This is a genomic window from Streptomyces sp. NPDC059455 (assembly GCF_042750115.1).
Taxonomy (GTDB): domain Bacteria; phylum Actinomycetota; class Actinomycetes; order Streptomycetales; family Streptomycetaceae; genus Streptomyces; species Streptomyces endocoffeicus.
On sequence record NZ_JBHYVB010000259.1, the window covers coordinates 1 to 13,505 of the forward strand.

Sequence of the window (13,505 nt, forward strand, 5' to 3'; positions counted from 1 at the left end):
GCCGTGAGCGCCGGACGGCCTCCCCGTGTTCCAACGAGCGGTCGGCGACCGTACACCCCGAAGACAAGCGCCGCAGAGCATCGTAAGGATGGCCATGTCCGCAACCGCCACAGGCACAGACGCGCCAGACGAGGGCAGCACGGGAAACGACGCAGCCCACTCGGAGCGCGCGTTGCGGTATCCGGCGGCGAACGACCGGCACGAGGCGATCACGATCGGAGTGAGCATGTCTCTGACCGGCCCGCTCGGCCTCAACGGGCGTTCGGCCCTCCTCGCGCAGAAGATCTGGACCGACGACATCAACAGCCGCGGTGGACTGCTCGGGCGTCCCGTCCAGCTCGTCGTCTACGACGATCGAACCGATGGCACGCTGGTCCCCGGCATCTACCGGCGGTTGATGGACGTCGACGAGGTCGACCTTGTGCTCGGCGGTTACGGCACGAACACGCTCGCTCCGGCGATGCCGCTCATCGCCGAACACAACCGATACTTCGTGGGACTGATGGGACTCGACGTCAACGCCGAGCGGCAGTACCCGAACTACTTCGCGATGATACCCACCGGACCAAACCCCAGCTCTGCGCTCACAGAGGGTTTCTTCGAGCTCGCCGCCCGGCAGGTGCCGCGTCCCCGCACCGTCGCCTTCATCTCAGCGGACGCGGAATTCGCCCACAACCCCATCATCGGCGCCGTGGAGAACGCCAGGAAGCACGGATTCACCGTCGTCGACGAGAGAACCTATTTGCTGTCGACCCGCGAGTTCACGCCGATCATCGACTCCGTGGCCAGCAAGGACCCGGACCTGCTGCTGCTCATCACCCCGAACTCTGCGGGCTGAAATGGAGGACCACCTTGCAGGACTGGGAATCAGCGGCACAGCGGCTGGCCGCGGCACCGTGATCCGCCCCGAATCACGCTGGTATCAGCCGCTGGCCACCACACCGCGGCACCTGTTCGTGCCGCGGTGGTGGACCAAGGCCAGGGAAAGCGACAGCGAGGAGGTGTGGAAGCTGCGCGACGGCGCGAGCGACACCGAGGCGTGGCTGCGGGACGTCTAACCCGACACCACTCTCGTCACCCGCGTCGGCACCCTGCACGCTGACCACGCCAAGGCGGGCCAGACCCTCCCCCGGGGGCGAGCGAGCCGCTCCACCTCGTCTTCCACGCTGCCCACCTGGTGCTGATGATGTACAGGGCCGCGTTCATCACCGATACCTCACGCCTGCTGGTGACCACCGGCAGCGGATACGGCACCGCCCTAGCCTGTGCTCGCCTCCGCGACGAACAGGTCACGAGCGTGGACGTCGACCCATACCTAGTGGAAGCAGCGCGTGAACGGCTGGCCGCTGCTGGCCACTACCCGCGCATCGACGCCTGCGACCTGACCGGCGACCTCCCCGAAAGTGGCTACGACCGCATCATCTCCACCGTCTCAATGCCCGCCGTGCCCAGATCCTGGCTGAACGCGCTCACCCCCGACGGACGGCTGGTGACCACCCTCGCTGAAACGGGGCTCGTCATCGTCGTGGACAAGACCCCCGACGGCGGTGCCGCCGGCTACGTCGCACCGGAGCCGGCCGGGTTCATGAGCGCACGCCACGGCGAAGACTACGACGACACCTTTCCGGAAAACCCCCCGGTATGGCAGCCCGCTCAGCACGCTGAGGGCGAGAGCATCACCACCAGCCGCTATCCACTGATGTACGTGCCTGACACCTGGGACGTGCGCTCCACCCTCGAGCTCCTCGCGCCCGGCATCGACCACCGCCGGCACCAGACTGACGACGGCGTCCGCACCGTCTACATGCTCCATGCCGACGGCTCCTGGGCCCGCGCCACAGCAGCAGGACGCCGGGAATCGCCAACCGTGCATCAGGGCGGGCCGCGGCGGCTGTGGGACGAACTTGAGCGCATCCGCACGTGGCTCGCCGTAGACGGCGACCTCCCTGTCCGTGGCGCCACGGTGACCGTCACCCCGACGGGGCGGTCACACTCTCGCGTAAGGGCTGGTCGGCCACCATCACCTGAACGGAGGCAGTGCTCGGTTCGGACACCAGCACCTGCGCCGCCGCTATCCACCCAGCCACTTCTCCGGTCACGCCGCCGACGCGTTCGAGCGGTTCCTTTCCGGAGCGGCCTCCCGTGGAAAGCCGGCGCTGATCAATCGCCACGATGGGCGAGGCGGACGACGGTGGCCGCGTGCGGTCGGTCTTCGGTTGACCCGGCGGCCGCGTGGACTTCCGCCACTTCACCGGCGCGATCGTCGGCGCGTTTCAACCGCACCCTGCAGACCGAATGGGCCTACCGGCGGATCTTCCTCAGCAACGCCGACCGGACGGCAGCGCTTGCGCCCTGGCTCGAGCACTACAACACTGGACGACGCCACTCAGCCCTCGGAGGCCGCCCACCAATCACCCGCTTGGCACCAATGTGACGGCCCGGTACACCTAGCGCCGGCCTCCGTGCCGTGGGTCGAGGTTGAGTGGTAAGTGATCGTGCCAGTGGACTGAATTTATCCGTTTCGCGGGTCTGATACACGTCGACCGTAATACCTGCGCGTTTCGGTGCCGCCGGATGTCCTGGAGGGAGTTGGTCATACCGCGAGAGCCGCCCGCACGGGCTCGTTCACGATGACGCCTCCGCTCACGTTCAGGCCGCGCGCGAGGGCCGCGTCACGTGCCGAGGCCTCGTCCCAGCCGAGATCCGCGATCGCAAGGGCGTAGGGAAGCGTGGCGTTCGCGAGCGCGCGGGTCGAGGTGTGAGGAACGGCACCCGGCATGTTCGCGACGCAATAGTAAAGCGACTTGTGCACGGCGAACGTGGGTGCGTCATGCGTCGTGGGGCGCGAACCTTCGAAGCACCCGCCCTGGTCGATCGCGATGTCGACGAGTACGGAGCCGGTCTTCATTTGGGCGACCATCTCGTCCGTGACGAGCTTGGGGGCGGCTGCTCCTGGAATGAGAACCGAACCGATGACGAGGTCCGCCTCGGCGAGTTGCTCGGCGATCTCGTACGGCGTCGACGCACACGTCTGGATCGCCCCGCCGAATCGCGCCTCGAGCTGACGGAGCTTCGGCAGCGAGATGTCGATCACCGTGACGGCGGCACCCAGACCGAGCGCGTTCGCCGCAGTGTGCTCCCCGGCGACACCGCCGCCGATCACGACCACCTTGGCTTTCGGCGCTCCGGGGACTCCTCCGAGTAGCTGACCCCGTCCACCGCCGGATCGCAGGAGCGCACTGGCGCCGACGACGATGGAAAGGCGACCCGCAACCTCGCTCATGGGAGCAAGGAGAGGCAGCGCCCGATCAGCCGTCTGCACGGTCTCATAGGCGACGGCCGTCGTGCCCGCCGATATCAGCGCTTCGGTGAGGGGGCGGTCGGCGGCCAGATGCAGATAGGTGAAAAGTGTGAGGCCCTCGCGCAGGTAGCCGTACTCGGCGGCGATGGGCTCCTTCACCTTGACCAGAAGTTCGGCCGCTGCCCAGACGGCGGCTGCGGAGTCGAGCGATGCGCCCGCGCGACGATAGTCGTCGTCAGAGAACCCGCTTCCCACGCCCGCCCCCGTCTCGACGACCACGTCGTGGCCCCGACGCACGAGCGCGTCGACTCCGGCCGGGGTCATCGCGACGCGATTCTCGTTGTTCTTGATCTCCGCCGGCACGCCGATTCGCATGACGATCTCCTCTTCCCTGGGGGTGATTGGTTGTGATGTGCAGGTGCACAAGGGCGCGACGAACGTCGTTCGTGCGCACGAGCCGCCCGCCTCCCGCGAGGCGGATCCGAGGCTGCGGTGTCAACGTGGCTGACGGGTGCCGTAGCCGCGCGCGGTCGCCGCCTCGGCAACCCCGGCGAGCTGTTCCGGCGAGAGCGATCGCGGTGCGCCTGCCGCAGCTGCCCGCAAGTAGAGGTTGCAGGCCCACTCGAGCAGAGAGGCATTCTTCGCCGCATCCGTCAGCGAGCGCCCGATGGCGACGGCACCGTGGTGCGCGAGCAGCACCGCCTGGCGGCCGGTGATCGCCGCGCGCGCCGCATCCGCCAGCGCGCTGGTGCCGAACACGTGGAAATCGACGACCGGGGTGCTCCCGCCGAGTTGGAGCTGCTGATAGTGCAGGGCAGGCAGTTCGTCCGCGAGCAGCGTCACCGCAGTGGCGGCCGGCGAGTGCGTGTGCACGACCGCGACCGCGTCGGTCCCCGCGTAGACGCGGGCATGCAGCAGCGACTCCGAGGAGGCCCGCACCCGGCCGTCGACTTGCCGGCCCGCCAGGTCGATGCGCACGATGTCGTCCGGGACGGCCTCGGCAAGGACCACCCCGGTCCCGGTGATGAGGATGCTGTCACCGGTGCGCATCGACACGTTGCCGCCCGTACCGACGAGAAGACCCTCGGCCGCCAGGTGCCGGCACGTGTAAACGATCTCGTCAACTTCCTCCATGTGCGACCGCTTCTTTCTTCCTCGCAGCGGATGCTGCGAAGTCTGTGATGGACGCGAAGGTGTATCGCCCGTAACTCGTTCCGAGACCGCTCGCAACATGGGCGGCGGTGGCGGCGCCGATTACCGCCGCCTCGTCCGGACTGGCGCCATGCTGCAGGACGGCGGCGAGGAAGCCGGCCGAGAAGGAGTCGCCACAGCCGCTCGTGTCGACCACATCGACGTCAAAGACGGGCGCCGTGCGCTCTCCCCGGGCGTCGACGATCATCGTGGGGTCGGCGCCTGCAGTGACGATCACGGCAGCAGCACCGCGCGCGTACAGACGGCGGGCGGCTTCGGCGACCGAGTCCGCCCCCGTCCACCCGAGCGCCTGTTCGTCGTTCGGGAGCAGGTAGTCGACCAGCGGAAGAGCGTCGGCGAAGAGGGCGAACCCCTCGGGCGAGGAGGCCGCGATGGAGTCGACCGAGGTGGTCGCTCCATGCGCCCGGGCGAACGCGAGCACCCGTGCCGCCTCCTCGGGACCCAGAAATTCAGGTCCCCCGAGATGCAGATGATCCGCTTCGCGGATCGCGTCCCACGGAACCGCATCCTTCAGCGCGGTGTTCGCACCGATGACATGCAACGCCGGTCGTGAGCCGTCAGGCCGGATCGGCAGCACACTCGCGGACGTCGTTGCACCGTCGATACGTCGCATGTTCGCGACATCGGCGCCTGCCTCCTCGAGGAGCGACATGAGCAGGGTTCCGGATGCGTCCGTTCCGACGCATCCGGCACTGCGGACCTTCATGCCGAGCTTCGCCAGCACGAGCGCCGTCCCTCCCGCAGGGCCTGCGGGGCTAAGAACGATCTCATCGACCAACTCCCCTCCTTGCCCGTCGGGGATGCGCGAGACGGGAGCGACGAGGCAGTCCAAGATGTACGCGCCGAAGGAGACCACGCTGCGCGTCCTCGACGAGCTCATCCCGTCACCGCCACGGCGGCGTGCGCCGGCGCGATGTCGAACTGGAGGACCCGCTCGATAGCTGCTGCGACACGAAGCACGCCCGCATCGTCGTTCTTGCGCCCGACGACCTGCAGTCCGATCGGCATCCCGTCGTCGAGGCCGCAAGGAATCGTAATGGCGGGGTTGCCGGTCAGGTTGAACGGCCAGCACAGGAACGCACGACGCAGCACGGCGCCGCCGGGCAGGTCACGGCCGTCCACCGTCGTGGGATAGGTGCGCAGCGGCCAGGCCCCCATCGGCATCGTCGGAGACACGAGGTAGTCGACCTCGCTGAAGAAGTCGACCAGCGCATTGTTGACGAGGGAGCGCCCCCACTCCGCGCGCATCAGGTCGAGGGCGCTGTGCTTGAGCCCGGCGCGGATGATCTCCTGGAACATCGGCTCGAAGTCGTCGGGCTGAGCGACGAGGCGCTCACCGAAGGCCGCGGCCATGAGCGCGTCCCACCTCGTCTCCTGCGCGTCTCCCGGGTCGCCGAAACCAGGGTCTCGCTGCTCGATTCCCCAGTGCAGTTCGCGGGCCACGGCCGGTACGACGTTCTCGATCGTGCCCCGGACGGCGTCGCTGACGGTTCCGTAGCCGAAGTCGATCGAGTAGGCGATCCGCGGCGAGACGGGCACCTTCTCGACCGCCTTGAAATATGAGGTGCCGTCGACGGGAAGGAGGCTGTTGGGGTCGCGGGGGTCCGGCCCGGCCATGGCGTCCAGCATCAGGGCGGCGTCGCGCACGGAGCGGGCGATCGGGCCGTTGTGGACGGTCGACCCGTAGGGCAGAGCATTGGGCCAGACGGGCACACGGCCCAGGGTCGCCTTGAATCCGACAACGCCGCAGAGTGCTGCCGGGATGCGGATCGACCCCGCGCCGTCCGAGCCCTGCGCGAGCGGGCCGAAGCCGGCGGCGACGGCCGCGGCCGCGCCGCTGGACGAGCCGCCCGGATTGCGACCGGTGTTCCACGGGTTGCCCGTGTCGGGGAAGAGGAGATTCTCAGGCGAGTCTTTGTAGCCGATATGGGGCACGGAGGTCTTGCCGAGCAGCGCCCCACCCGACTGGCGCAGGCGGCCCGCCACGGCGGTGTCGAAGTCGGGAACCTCATCTCGGCGAGCCGGGTCCGCGCCCGTCGTGCGAACTCCCGCGGTCTCCTCGAGGTCCTTGATCGAGTAGGGGATGCCATCCATCAGGCTGAGGGGAACGCCCTGAGCGAAGCGCTTCTCCGAGGCTGCGGCCTCTTCGAGGGCGATCTCGTCGGTGCGGGTGAAGAAGGCGTGCACGTCGGGTTCGAGCGCATCGATCCGGGCGATGACCGCCTCGGCCACCTCAACGGGCGACAGCGTACGGGCGCGGTAGGCATCGGCGAGCTCGGCAGCGGTGAGCGAGGTGATTTCGTGTGACATGTGGGTCCCGTTCTTCGTCGGTCGGCTCAGTGGCGGGCGCCGAGGTGGTCGGACGTCTGAATAGTGATGCGCTTGGCGAGCAGCGTGAGGCCTGCCCCGACGAGCAGGAGCACGCCGCCGACGGTGAAGATCGGGTTGAGCTGGTGCAAACCGGTGGCCGACGTGTCGAACCAGCCCCCACTGACATGCACGAGGACGTACGCCGAGACGATCTGCGCACAGGTGGCGAGACCGGTCGCGGTGCCGGTCGCCCGGGACCCCAGCAACACGGACCAGTAGGCAGTGAGCGTGCCGTAGAACATCGAGTTCGCCAGGCCCATAGGTAGCAGGATGCAGAAGGCCCAGGCCACCCAGCCGAGCGGCAGTGCCGACGCCGCAAGGTAGCCGAGCGCGCACAGCACGAGGCCGGTCGCCATGTAGAGGTTCGTGCGTCCGCGGAAGAGCCGTATGAGGATCGAACCGTTAACGAAAGCGAAGATCACCGGCAACACACCGAACAGCGGTGCGATCGCTGCAACCGCGTCCGCGTCGACACCCTCCATGGTGATCAGCCCATACGAGGACCAGGACAACGACAGCGCGAAGGCGCCTGCGAGAAGGGCCGCCCCTGTCATGATCCACAGACTGGGGATCTTCCGCACCGACCTGCTTGAGCGTGAGGCGATCGGCCGCCTCCGTGACGTGGCCCTTGGGGAAGCTCGGCGTCCAGAACAGCGCGATGAGCGCGGGCAAACCGATGATCGCGATGATGAGGAACGCCGCCTGCCAGGACAGATGTTTCGCGATGGGCAGCGCAATGATCGGCGTCAGCACGCCGGCGACGCTCGGGCCTGCGAGCCATATCGACGTCGCACGAGTCCGATCGACGGCATCGAACCAGTTGGCGATCATGCGGTTGCTGGGCGCCCAGACGAAGCCGAAGAAGATACCGAAGACGGCGTTGCGCCAGAACATCTCACCCGCCGTCGTTACTCCGACCATGGCGACGGAGAGTGCGGTGACTCCCCCCGCCGCGACGATCAGGAGCGGCCGCGGCCCGAAGCGGTCCGCGAGGAACCCTGCCACCAGCAGGGCCGGGGCGTAGCCGATGTAGTACGCGGACAGGATCGACGCGGTCTGTGCCGCGTCGAGGTCGAGCGCACTGGACCAGAACGGCGAGAGCTGTGAGAACTTCAGCTCATCGAGCCAGACGACCAGGTTCAGCGCTACGAGAACAACGAGGACCAGCCACCGGCCACGCGTGGGCTGCGGCGCCGGCGGCGCCACCTGGAGGTCTGCGATCTGCTTCATGAGTGCTCCTCTGCGACTGCGGCGAAGGCGGGAACTGCGGCGGCGACCATCGCATCGATCACCTCGGGAGTGTGCGCGGTCGACATGAACCAGTTGTGCCACGGGTGGAAGAAGGCACCGTTGTCGAGCGCCACCGACGCGAAGAGGAACGCCTTGCTCAGATCCGAGTCATCGTCGAAGGTCAGCAGGGGCATCTGCACCGGGCCGGTCTGCAGGATCCCAACCCCCTCGTTGGCTGCTGCCGTCTGCAGGCCTTCGCGCAGGCGGGTACCGGCGGCGACCATCACTCCGATGCCGTCGTTGTCGCGCAGGCGAGCTATCGTCTCGATGGCCGCTGCCATGGGGGCGGCGGAGAACCAGAACGATCCCGTGACGTAGATCGAGCCCGCCGCTTCTTTCAGAGAATCGACACCGAGCACGGCCGAGATCGCCGCACCGTTGCCGATCGACTTGCTGACGCAGGTGATGTCGGGGGCGACCCCGAGCGGAGTCCAAGCGCCGCGAAGGTCGATCCGCATCGCGGTGCGCACCTCGTCGAGGATGAGCACGGCGCCTATGCGATCGCAGAGCGCTCGCACACCACGGGCGAAGGAGGGGTCGACATCGGCCTGCGGGACGATGCCGTCGTGTTGATGGGGGGTGACGATGATGGCAGCGACGTCTCCCACGTGTACTTCCGCCGCAGCCTCGAGGGAGTTCAGGTCGTTGTAGTCGAACTCGATGATGTTCTGTCGGTCGCCGGGAGCGACCCCAACGGGGATCGGCGTGAACGCGTCGTTCGCACCGTGGTATGCCTTGCGGGCCTTGAGCAGCTTCGACCGCCCCGTCGCAGCGCGGGCGATGCGCACGGCCGACGCCGTAGCGTCGTTGCCGTTCTTGGCGAGGAGAGCCCAGTCCGCGTGATCGACGGTGTCGACGAGGAGCTCCGCGAGCTCAACCATCAGGGGGCTCGGCCCGTTGAGCGTGTCACCGAGGCGGAGCTGTCGCTCCTGTGCCGAGATCACACCCTTGTCGGCGTACCCCAGCACCATCGGCCCCCATGCGCACATCGCGTCGAGGATCGGGCGCCCGTCGACATCCCAGACGGTGGCCCCCAGGCCACGGTCGTAGAACTGAGGGAAGTTGGGCGTGAGCCGATTCACGCCCCTCGAGAGGTGACCGTACATACCACCCGGGCCGGGGATGACTTGGGAGGCTCGAGCCGACAGGGCGGCGCTCATTTCGAGATCGCTAGCTGCAAGTACCATGGTGCGACCGTACTTTATTTCATTCGACCAAAATAATACAGCCGTATGACAAACGTGTTTCGCGAGGAGAGGAATCGCCCGATGCCGAAAGTGGTTGATCACGACAACCGCCGAAGGGAGTTGCTCCCGGCAGTGTGGAAGGTGACGGCCCGCGTCGGCGTGGAAAACGTCACACTTCGGGCAATCGCGGCGGAGACGGGCTGGTCGACGGGGACGCTTCAGCACTACTTCCCCACCAAGCGTGAGCTGATCATCTCCGCGCATGAGCTGGCGTACTCACGCGCTGGTGAGCGGATCGCCGATCGTGTTCGCGAGCTGAAGGGCGTGGACGCGTTGCGCGCCGTCATCCTGGAAGCACTGCCGCTGGACGACGAACGCCTCCTCGAGGCGCGCGTCGAGGTCAGCGCGTGGAACCTCGCCGCCACGGATGAGGACTTCCGCGCCATGCGGAAAGAACGGGTCGACGAGTGGATGCCGCTCCTCGAGCAACTCATCGCCGACTCCCGCAAGGAGACTGGCGCAGCCGGCGATTGCAGTGACGCAATCGCCGCACATCAGGCGCTCATCTTGATCGATGCCCTGTCTGCCCAAGCCGTCGTCACACCGCACATCGCGACGCCCGCCCGTCAACGAGAGCTGGTTGAACTCTTCCTGATCGAAGCCGTCGGGGCATCGCGGCGATAGACGGATCACCACGACCGTCACCGAGTTGTAAACCGCTCACTCGAGCTAGTACTCCAGTCTGGTTTCGCGATCTTGCGGTGGACCCGGCTGGGAACGGGTACGGCCACCGCGTGATCATCGGGGGTTGTGTGGACTCCTGAAGATCGTGCGGTGGCCGCAGGCCATAGCGTAGACCCTGTCCACTGGCGGGCGATGTTCGACCAGGCCATGGCTCAGATTGCGGGACGCTTCGGCCGAGTTGAGCCGCGGGCCACCGCTCGCGCCTATGTGCTCGGGCTGCTGTCGGGTGTCGAGCGGAAGAACTGCTGGCAGCTGGCCGAACAGGCCGGTCACGCCCGGCCCGGGCCGATGCAGCGCCTGCTGCGCTACACCCGCTGGGACGCCGACGCCGTCCGCGACGACCTGCGCGCCTACGCCGTGGAACACCTGGGTACCGAAGCCGCTGTCGTCGATGATCAGCACGCCATCGGGGGTGCCGAGGTGTTCGGCGATGTATGTCTGCAGGTCATCGCGGATATCGTCGGCATCCCAGCAACTTCCGGCCAGCAGGTGCCGCAGCCCGTCCGGGGTGGCGTGGCCCGCGTATTCGGCCAGCTGCCAGCCGTTCTTGCGGCCCACCGGCCCGAGCAGGCCGCGCACGTAGTCCCGCATCCGGCGGCGGGGCTCCACACGGGTGAAACGGGCCCCGATCCCCAGAAAGAGTTCTTCCAGTCCCTGTTCCCACACGCTCGTCGGCACATCGTTGATCACATACGCGAGCTGTCCGAAGCACCGTCACCGCATGCAGCGCGGCCACACCTTCGCGGGACAGCCACACAAAGACCGCCCCACACCCGCTCCCACCCCGCTACACTCCCCACCCCCAGGCCGCTGACCAGCAGGAATGGAGAAGTCCGGCTGGAGTACTAGGTGTACCGGGCCAGGAGGTTGGTTCGCTCGTCGGGTTTGTGAACGGGGCGGACCTCCGGCCGGGTGGTGCTTCATCAGCCGCAGCGTCCGGGGCCGGTTCGAGTGGAAGTGGTGCCTGTATGGGAGGCGCGCGCCGAGGAGCTACAGAGCGGCCACGCTCTGGAAGCCTGAGACGTCTTTGGGGGAAAATTCTCGAAGTTCCACTGGACGTCGCCGGCCTCGCCCGCCGCGTCCGCGGTCTCCGTCAGCTCGGCGTACAGCGGATGCCGCCCCTCGCCGTTGACCTCGATCTTCTCCAGGAGCGGGAAGGACACCCCGTACGTGGTGGAGCAGAAGGTCTGGATCTCCTCGCCGGTGCCGGGCTCCTGGCCCGCGAACTGGTTGCAGGGGAAGCCAAGCACGGTGAAACCGCGCTCGGCGTAGCGCTGCTGCGACCGCTCCAGGCCCTCGTACTGCGGGGTCAGCCCGCACTTGGAGGCCACGTTGACCAGCAGCAGCACCTTGTCCTGGTGGGCGCCGAGGGTGGTGGGCAACAGCGGGCCAGGATCGATTACCAGGTGCTTCCCCGGGATCGGTTGCATCCCCTCGGCTGGGTCCTAGCCGGCGGTGAGCCGGTGGTTCGCCAAGCCGCCGCTTCTGCCCATATCTGGCTGCGCCGGAGTGCCGCTGTCCACCCGCGTCTCCCCTCCGACCTCGTCGAACAGCTGGCGGAGGATGAAGACGACGCTGTCCGGCTGATGCTGTGCGAGTTCCAGCCCTCGGCCCCGCCCGGCCTGCTGCTGCGCACGGCACTGACGTGGGATGGCTACAGCCGCCCCGACATGCTGGCCAGGCCGCAATTTCCTCGGAAAGGACTCGCCCGGTTCGCAGACAACGCCGATCCAGGAGTGCGGCTGCTCGCCGTGCACGATCCCGACGCCCCGGCCGGGCTCATCGACCGCCTCAGCCGTGACCCCAGTGCGCGGGTGCGCGATGCCGCCGCGCGGGGACGTGCGCCTGCCACTCGAACGCATCCAAGAACTGCTGGCCGACCCCGAAGCGGCATCCGGTGCGGCACAGAACGCGGCCCTACCAGTCCGCGTCATGCATCAGCTGCTCGACGACCTCGGAGTACCTCCAGGAACGGTGAACAAAGGATCTACGCCAGGGCGAGGATGAGCACGCCCTCCTCTTGCGGACGATGTGCCCGACCCGACCGGCCACAACCAGCATTCGCAGACGGATTCCACACAGCGTCGGTCTCGTCGACAGACACCACTGTGCCGGGGAGTACGCGGCACAGCCGCACCCTCGGCAGCCCACTCAACCGGAACCTCGAACCCACGGCGCACCGGCCCACCCATGAAGGGGCAGCGCCCGTGCCCTTCTCACCCGGCAGACCAGCCTGGCGCGGCTGACATGTCAGAGAGGCGGGCGTGGCTCCGATCACTGGCCGATTCATTGTCACGGCCCCGAGCGTAGTGAGCGATATACGGCGGACCTTTGCACAGGGCGTTCGGGTCTGCCGCCCACCGTTACTGCGCCGCGGCCCCGTCCTCGCACTGGAGGGCGTCCTCAAGCCAAGTCCGCGCGATGGTCGACCTCGCGAAGCGGGGTGCGTGTCTCGGCGTCGGTCGAACATAGGGCAGTGCCCGGATGCGCAACCGGCCCCCTCGACATGGCGTCGAGGGGGCCGGTGCGTTGGTAGCGGGGACAGGATTTGAACCTGCGACCTCTGGGTTATGAGCCCAGCGAGCTACCGAGCTGCTCCACCCCGCGTCGGTCCGCCTACCCTACACGGCGCGGGCGAAGGGGTTCGACGTACTCCACGTCCCTGGTGTTCGGTGCGGGAGCGCCTTCTCTGGCTCCGGCAGCCTGACGGATGCAGTCGAGTCAAGGGCCGAACTCAACTACCTGTAAAGCGGACGGCATGGGCCGACGCCTGCGGATCGGTGGCCGCCAGCAGCCGGGAGCCCTCCGCTTCCAGCGCCTCCCGGTCAGCGATCCCGAGCCGCCCGAACGGCTCGACCAGCACCGCCGCCTCACCTCGCCGCCGCTCGAACTTCCACGTACCGCCGACGAATCCGTCGACCAGGACCGTGCCGCGAACGATCCCGTTGGCCGTCATCACCCGGCCCGGAGCCACCTCCCCGAGAATCCGGGACCGGTCGGCGTGCGACAGCACCAGGTTGTCGAAATCGGCGACGAAACGCGCGGGCACCGGGGTATCCGGGTCGGGCAGGCCCGCGTCCGGCAGGTCATACAGCACCCGTCCCTGATCATCCCGGTACGTCCGCAGCCCCAGCCCGGCCACGACCTGGCGCAGCCCCGTCAGCCCGGACCACTTCTGCAGGTCGGCGACGCCCGCCGGGCCAAAAGCGCCGAGATACCGCCTGACGACGGTCTCCGGGTCGGGGCTTTCGACCGCCCGCCCCAGCCACTCCTCCACCGTCGCGTACACCGGCTGCCCGCCCTTGCCTGTCGACGACGGCGTAATTCCCCAGGGGGTTTGTCGGGGGAATTCCCCACCCCCTGGGGTGCCGCGGATGTCAGCTGGTCGGGGGCTTGGACGA

11 protein-coding genes, 1 tRNA gene and 5 pseudogenes are annotated in these 13,505 nt (G+C 67.8%); 6 read left to right on the forward strand and 11 right to left on the reverse strand.

Annotation, left to right across the window (positions count from 1 at the left end):
* Positions 1–94: 94 nt before the first annotated feature.
* From ACFXB5_RS47755 to ACFXB5_RS47770, 4 genes and pseudogenes are all read left to right on the forward strand, one after another.
* Positions 95–838, forward strand: coding sequence for an ABC transporter substrate-binding protein (locus tag ACFXB5_RS47755; RefSeq protein WP_385220792.1), 744 nt, complete (start codon positions 95–97; stop codon positions 836–838).
* 1 nt (position 839) lies between these two features.
* A complete protein-coding gene (locus tag ACFXB5_RS47760; RefSeq protein WP_385220797.1) occupies positions 840–1,058 on the forward strand; it encodes a hypothetical protein in 219 nt (72 codons plus the stop codon).
* A 128-nt stretch (positions 1,059–1,186) separates the two neighbouring features.
* Positions 1,187–1,444: pseudogene (locus ACFXB5_RS47765) on the forward strand (methyltransferase domain-containing protein); the annotation flags it as partial.
* 825 nt (positions 1,445–2,269) lie between these two features.
* A pseudogene (locus tag ACFXB5_RS47770) lies at positions 2,270–2,434 on the forward strand (integrase core domain-containing protein); the annotation flags it as partial.
* Between the two features lie 159 nt (positions 2,435–2,593).
* Here the strand turns inward: ACFXB5_RS47770 and ald are convergent.
* The 6 genes and pseudogenes from ald to ACFXB5_RS47800 all read right to left on the reverse strand — a co-directional run bounded on the left by ald (position 2,594) and on the right by ACFXB5_RS47800 (position 9,360).
* Positions 2,594–3,676, reverse strand: coding sequence for an alanine dehydrogenase (gene ald, locus ACFXB5_RS47775; RefSeq protein WP_385220800.1), 1,083 nt, complete (start codon positions 3,674–3,676; stop codon positions 2,594–2,596).
* Positions 3,677–3,796: 120 nt separating this feature from the next.
* Entirely contained in the window at positions 3,797–4,435 is a 639-nt protein-coding gene (locus ACFXB5_RS47780; RefSeq protein WP_385220803.1) for a class II aldolase/adducin family protein, read from the reverse strand.
* Positions 4,422–5,393 (reverse strand): carbohydrate kinase family protein, encoded by a 972-nt coding sequence (locus tag ACFXB5_RS47785; protein WP_385220806.1) that lies wholly within the window; start codon positions 5,391–5,393, stop codon positions 4,422–4,424. Before ACFXB5_RS47785 ends, ACFXB5_RS47780 begins: the two co-directional genes overlap by 14 nt.
* Entirely contained in the window at positions 5,390–6,745 is a 1,356-nt protein-coding gene (locus ACFXB5_RS47790; RefSeq protein ID WP_385220809.1) for an amidase, read from the reverse strand. Before ACFXB5_RS47790 ends, ACFXB5_RS47785 begins: the two co-directional genes overlap by 4 nt.
* Before the next feature lie 104 nt (positions 6,746–6,849).
* A pseudogene (locus ACFXB5_RS47795) lies at positions 6,850–8,113 on the reverse strand (MFS transporter).
* Positions 8,110–9,360 carry an aminotransferase class III-fold pyridoxal phosphate-dependent enzyme gene (locus tag ACFXB5_RS47800; RefSeq protein WP_385220812.1) on the reverse strand — a complete coding sequence of 417 codons (1,251 nt, stop codon included), beginning with the start codon at positions 9,358–9,360 and terminating at the stop codon, positions 8,110–8,112. The pseudogene ACFXB5_RS47795 and the gene ACFXB5_RS47800 overlap by 4 nt, the downstream one beginning before the upstream one ends.
* An 81-nt stretch (positions 9,361–9,441) precedes the next feature.
* Between ACFXB5_RS47800 and ACFXB5_RS47805 the strand changes: the two genes are divergently transcribed.
* Together ACFXB5_RS47805 and ACFXB5_RS47810 are read left to right on the forward strand one after the other, a co-directional pair.
* The gene (locus tag ACFXB5_RS47805; RefSeq protein WP_385220814.1) at positions 9,442–10,044 is read left to right on the forward strand and encodes a TetR/AcrR family transcriptional regulator; all 603 of its coding nucleotides are present in this window, start codon (positions 9,442–9,444) and stop codon (positions 10,042–10,044) included.
* Between the two features lie 207 nt (positions 10,045–10,251).
* Positions 10,252–10,440 (forward strand): annotated as a pseudogene (locus tag ACFXB5_RS47810) (IS701 family transposase); the annotation flags it as partial.
* 99 nt (positions 10,441–10,539) lie between these two features.
* Here ACFXB5_RS47810 and ACFXB5_RS47815 read toward each other — a convergent pair.
* The 5 genes and pseudogenes from ACFXB5_RS47815 to ACFXB5_RS47835 form a co-directional block, all read right to left on the reverse strand.
* Positions 10,540–10,695: pseudogene (locus tag ACFXB5_RS47815) on the reverse strand (IS701 family transposase); the annotation flags it as partial.
* A 332-nt stretch (positions 10,696–11,027) separates the two neighbouring features.
* Positions 11,028–11,486: a glutathione peroxidase gene (locus tag ACFXB5_RS47820; protein WP_385220817.1), complete on the reverse strand. Its 459-nt coding sequence runs from the start codon at positions 11,484–11,486 to the stop codon at positions 11,028–11,030.
* A gap of 63 nt (positions 11,487–11,549) precedes the next feature.
* Positions 11,550–11,966 (reverse strand): hypothetical protein, encoded by a 417-nt coding sequence (locus ACFXB5_RS47825; protein WP_385220820.1) that lies wholly within the window; start codon positions 11,964–11,966, stop codon positions 11,550–11,552.
* A 668-nt stretch (positions 11,967–12,634) separates the two neighbouring features.
* Positions 12,635–12,711 (reverse strand) — tRNA-Met (locus ACFXB5_RS47830).
* A 127-nt stretch (positions 12,712–12,838) separates the two neighbouring features.
* Complete coding sequence (locus ACFXB5_RS47835; RefSeq protein ID WP_385220823.1) at positions 12,839–13,480, reverse strand: winged helix DNA-binding domain-containing protein; 642 nt, start codon at positions 13,478–13,480, stop codon at positions 12,839–12,841.
* Between the last annotated feature and the right edge of the window lie 25 nt (positions 13,481–13,505).

Bases quoted from the DNA above. Each gene is read 5' to 3' on its own strand.
- ACFXB5_RS47825 (WP_385220820.1), bottom strand. From the start codon at position 11,966: ATGCGTTCGAGTGGCAGGCGCACGTCCCCGCGCGGCGGCATCGCGCAC.
- ACFXB5_RS47760 (WP_385220797.1), top strand. From the start codon at position 840: ATGGAGGACCACCTTGCAGGACTGGGAATCAGCGGCACAGCGGCTGGC.
- ACFXB5_RS47785 (WP_385220806.1), bottom strand. From the start codon at position 5,393: ATGAGCTCGTCGAGGACGCGCAGCGTGGTCTCCTTCGGCGCGTACATC.
- ACFXB5_RS47800 (WP_385220812.1), bottom strand. From the start codon at position 9,360: ATGGTACTTGCAGCTAGCGATCTCGAAATGAGCGCCGCCCTGTCGGCT.
- ACFXB5_RS47805 (WP_385220814.1), top strand. From the start codon at position 9,442: ATGCCGAAAGTGGTTGATCACGACAACCGCCGAAGGGAGTTGCTCCCG.
- ACFXB5_RS47780 (WP_385220803.1), bottom strand. From the start codon at position 4,435: ATGGAGGAAGTTGACGAGATCGTTTACACGTGCCGGCACCTGGCGGCC.
- ACFXB5_RS47755 (WP_385220792.1), top strand. From the start codon at position 95: ATGTCCGCAACCGCCACAGGCACAGACGCGCCAGACGAGGGCAGCACG.
- ald (WP_385220800.1), bottom strand. From the start codon at position 3,676: ATGCGAATCGGCGTGCCGGCGGAGATCAAGAACAACGAGAATCGCGTC.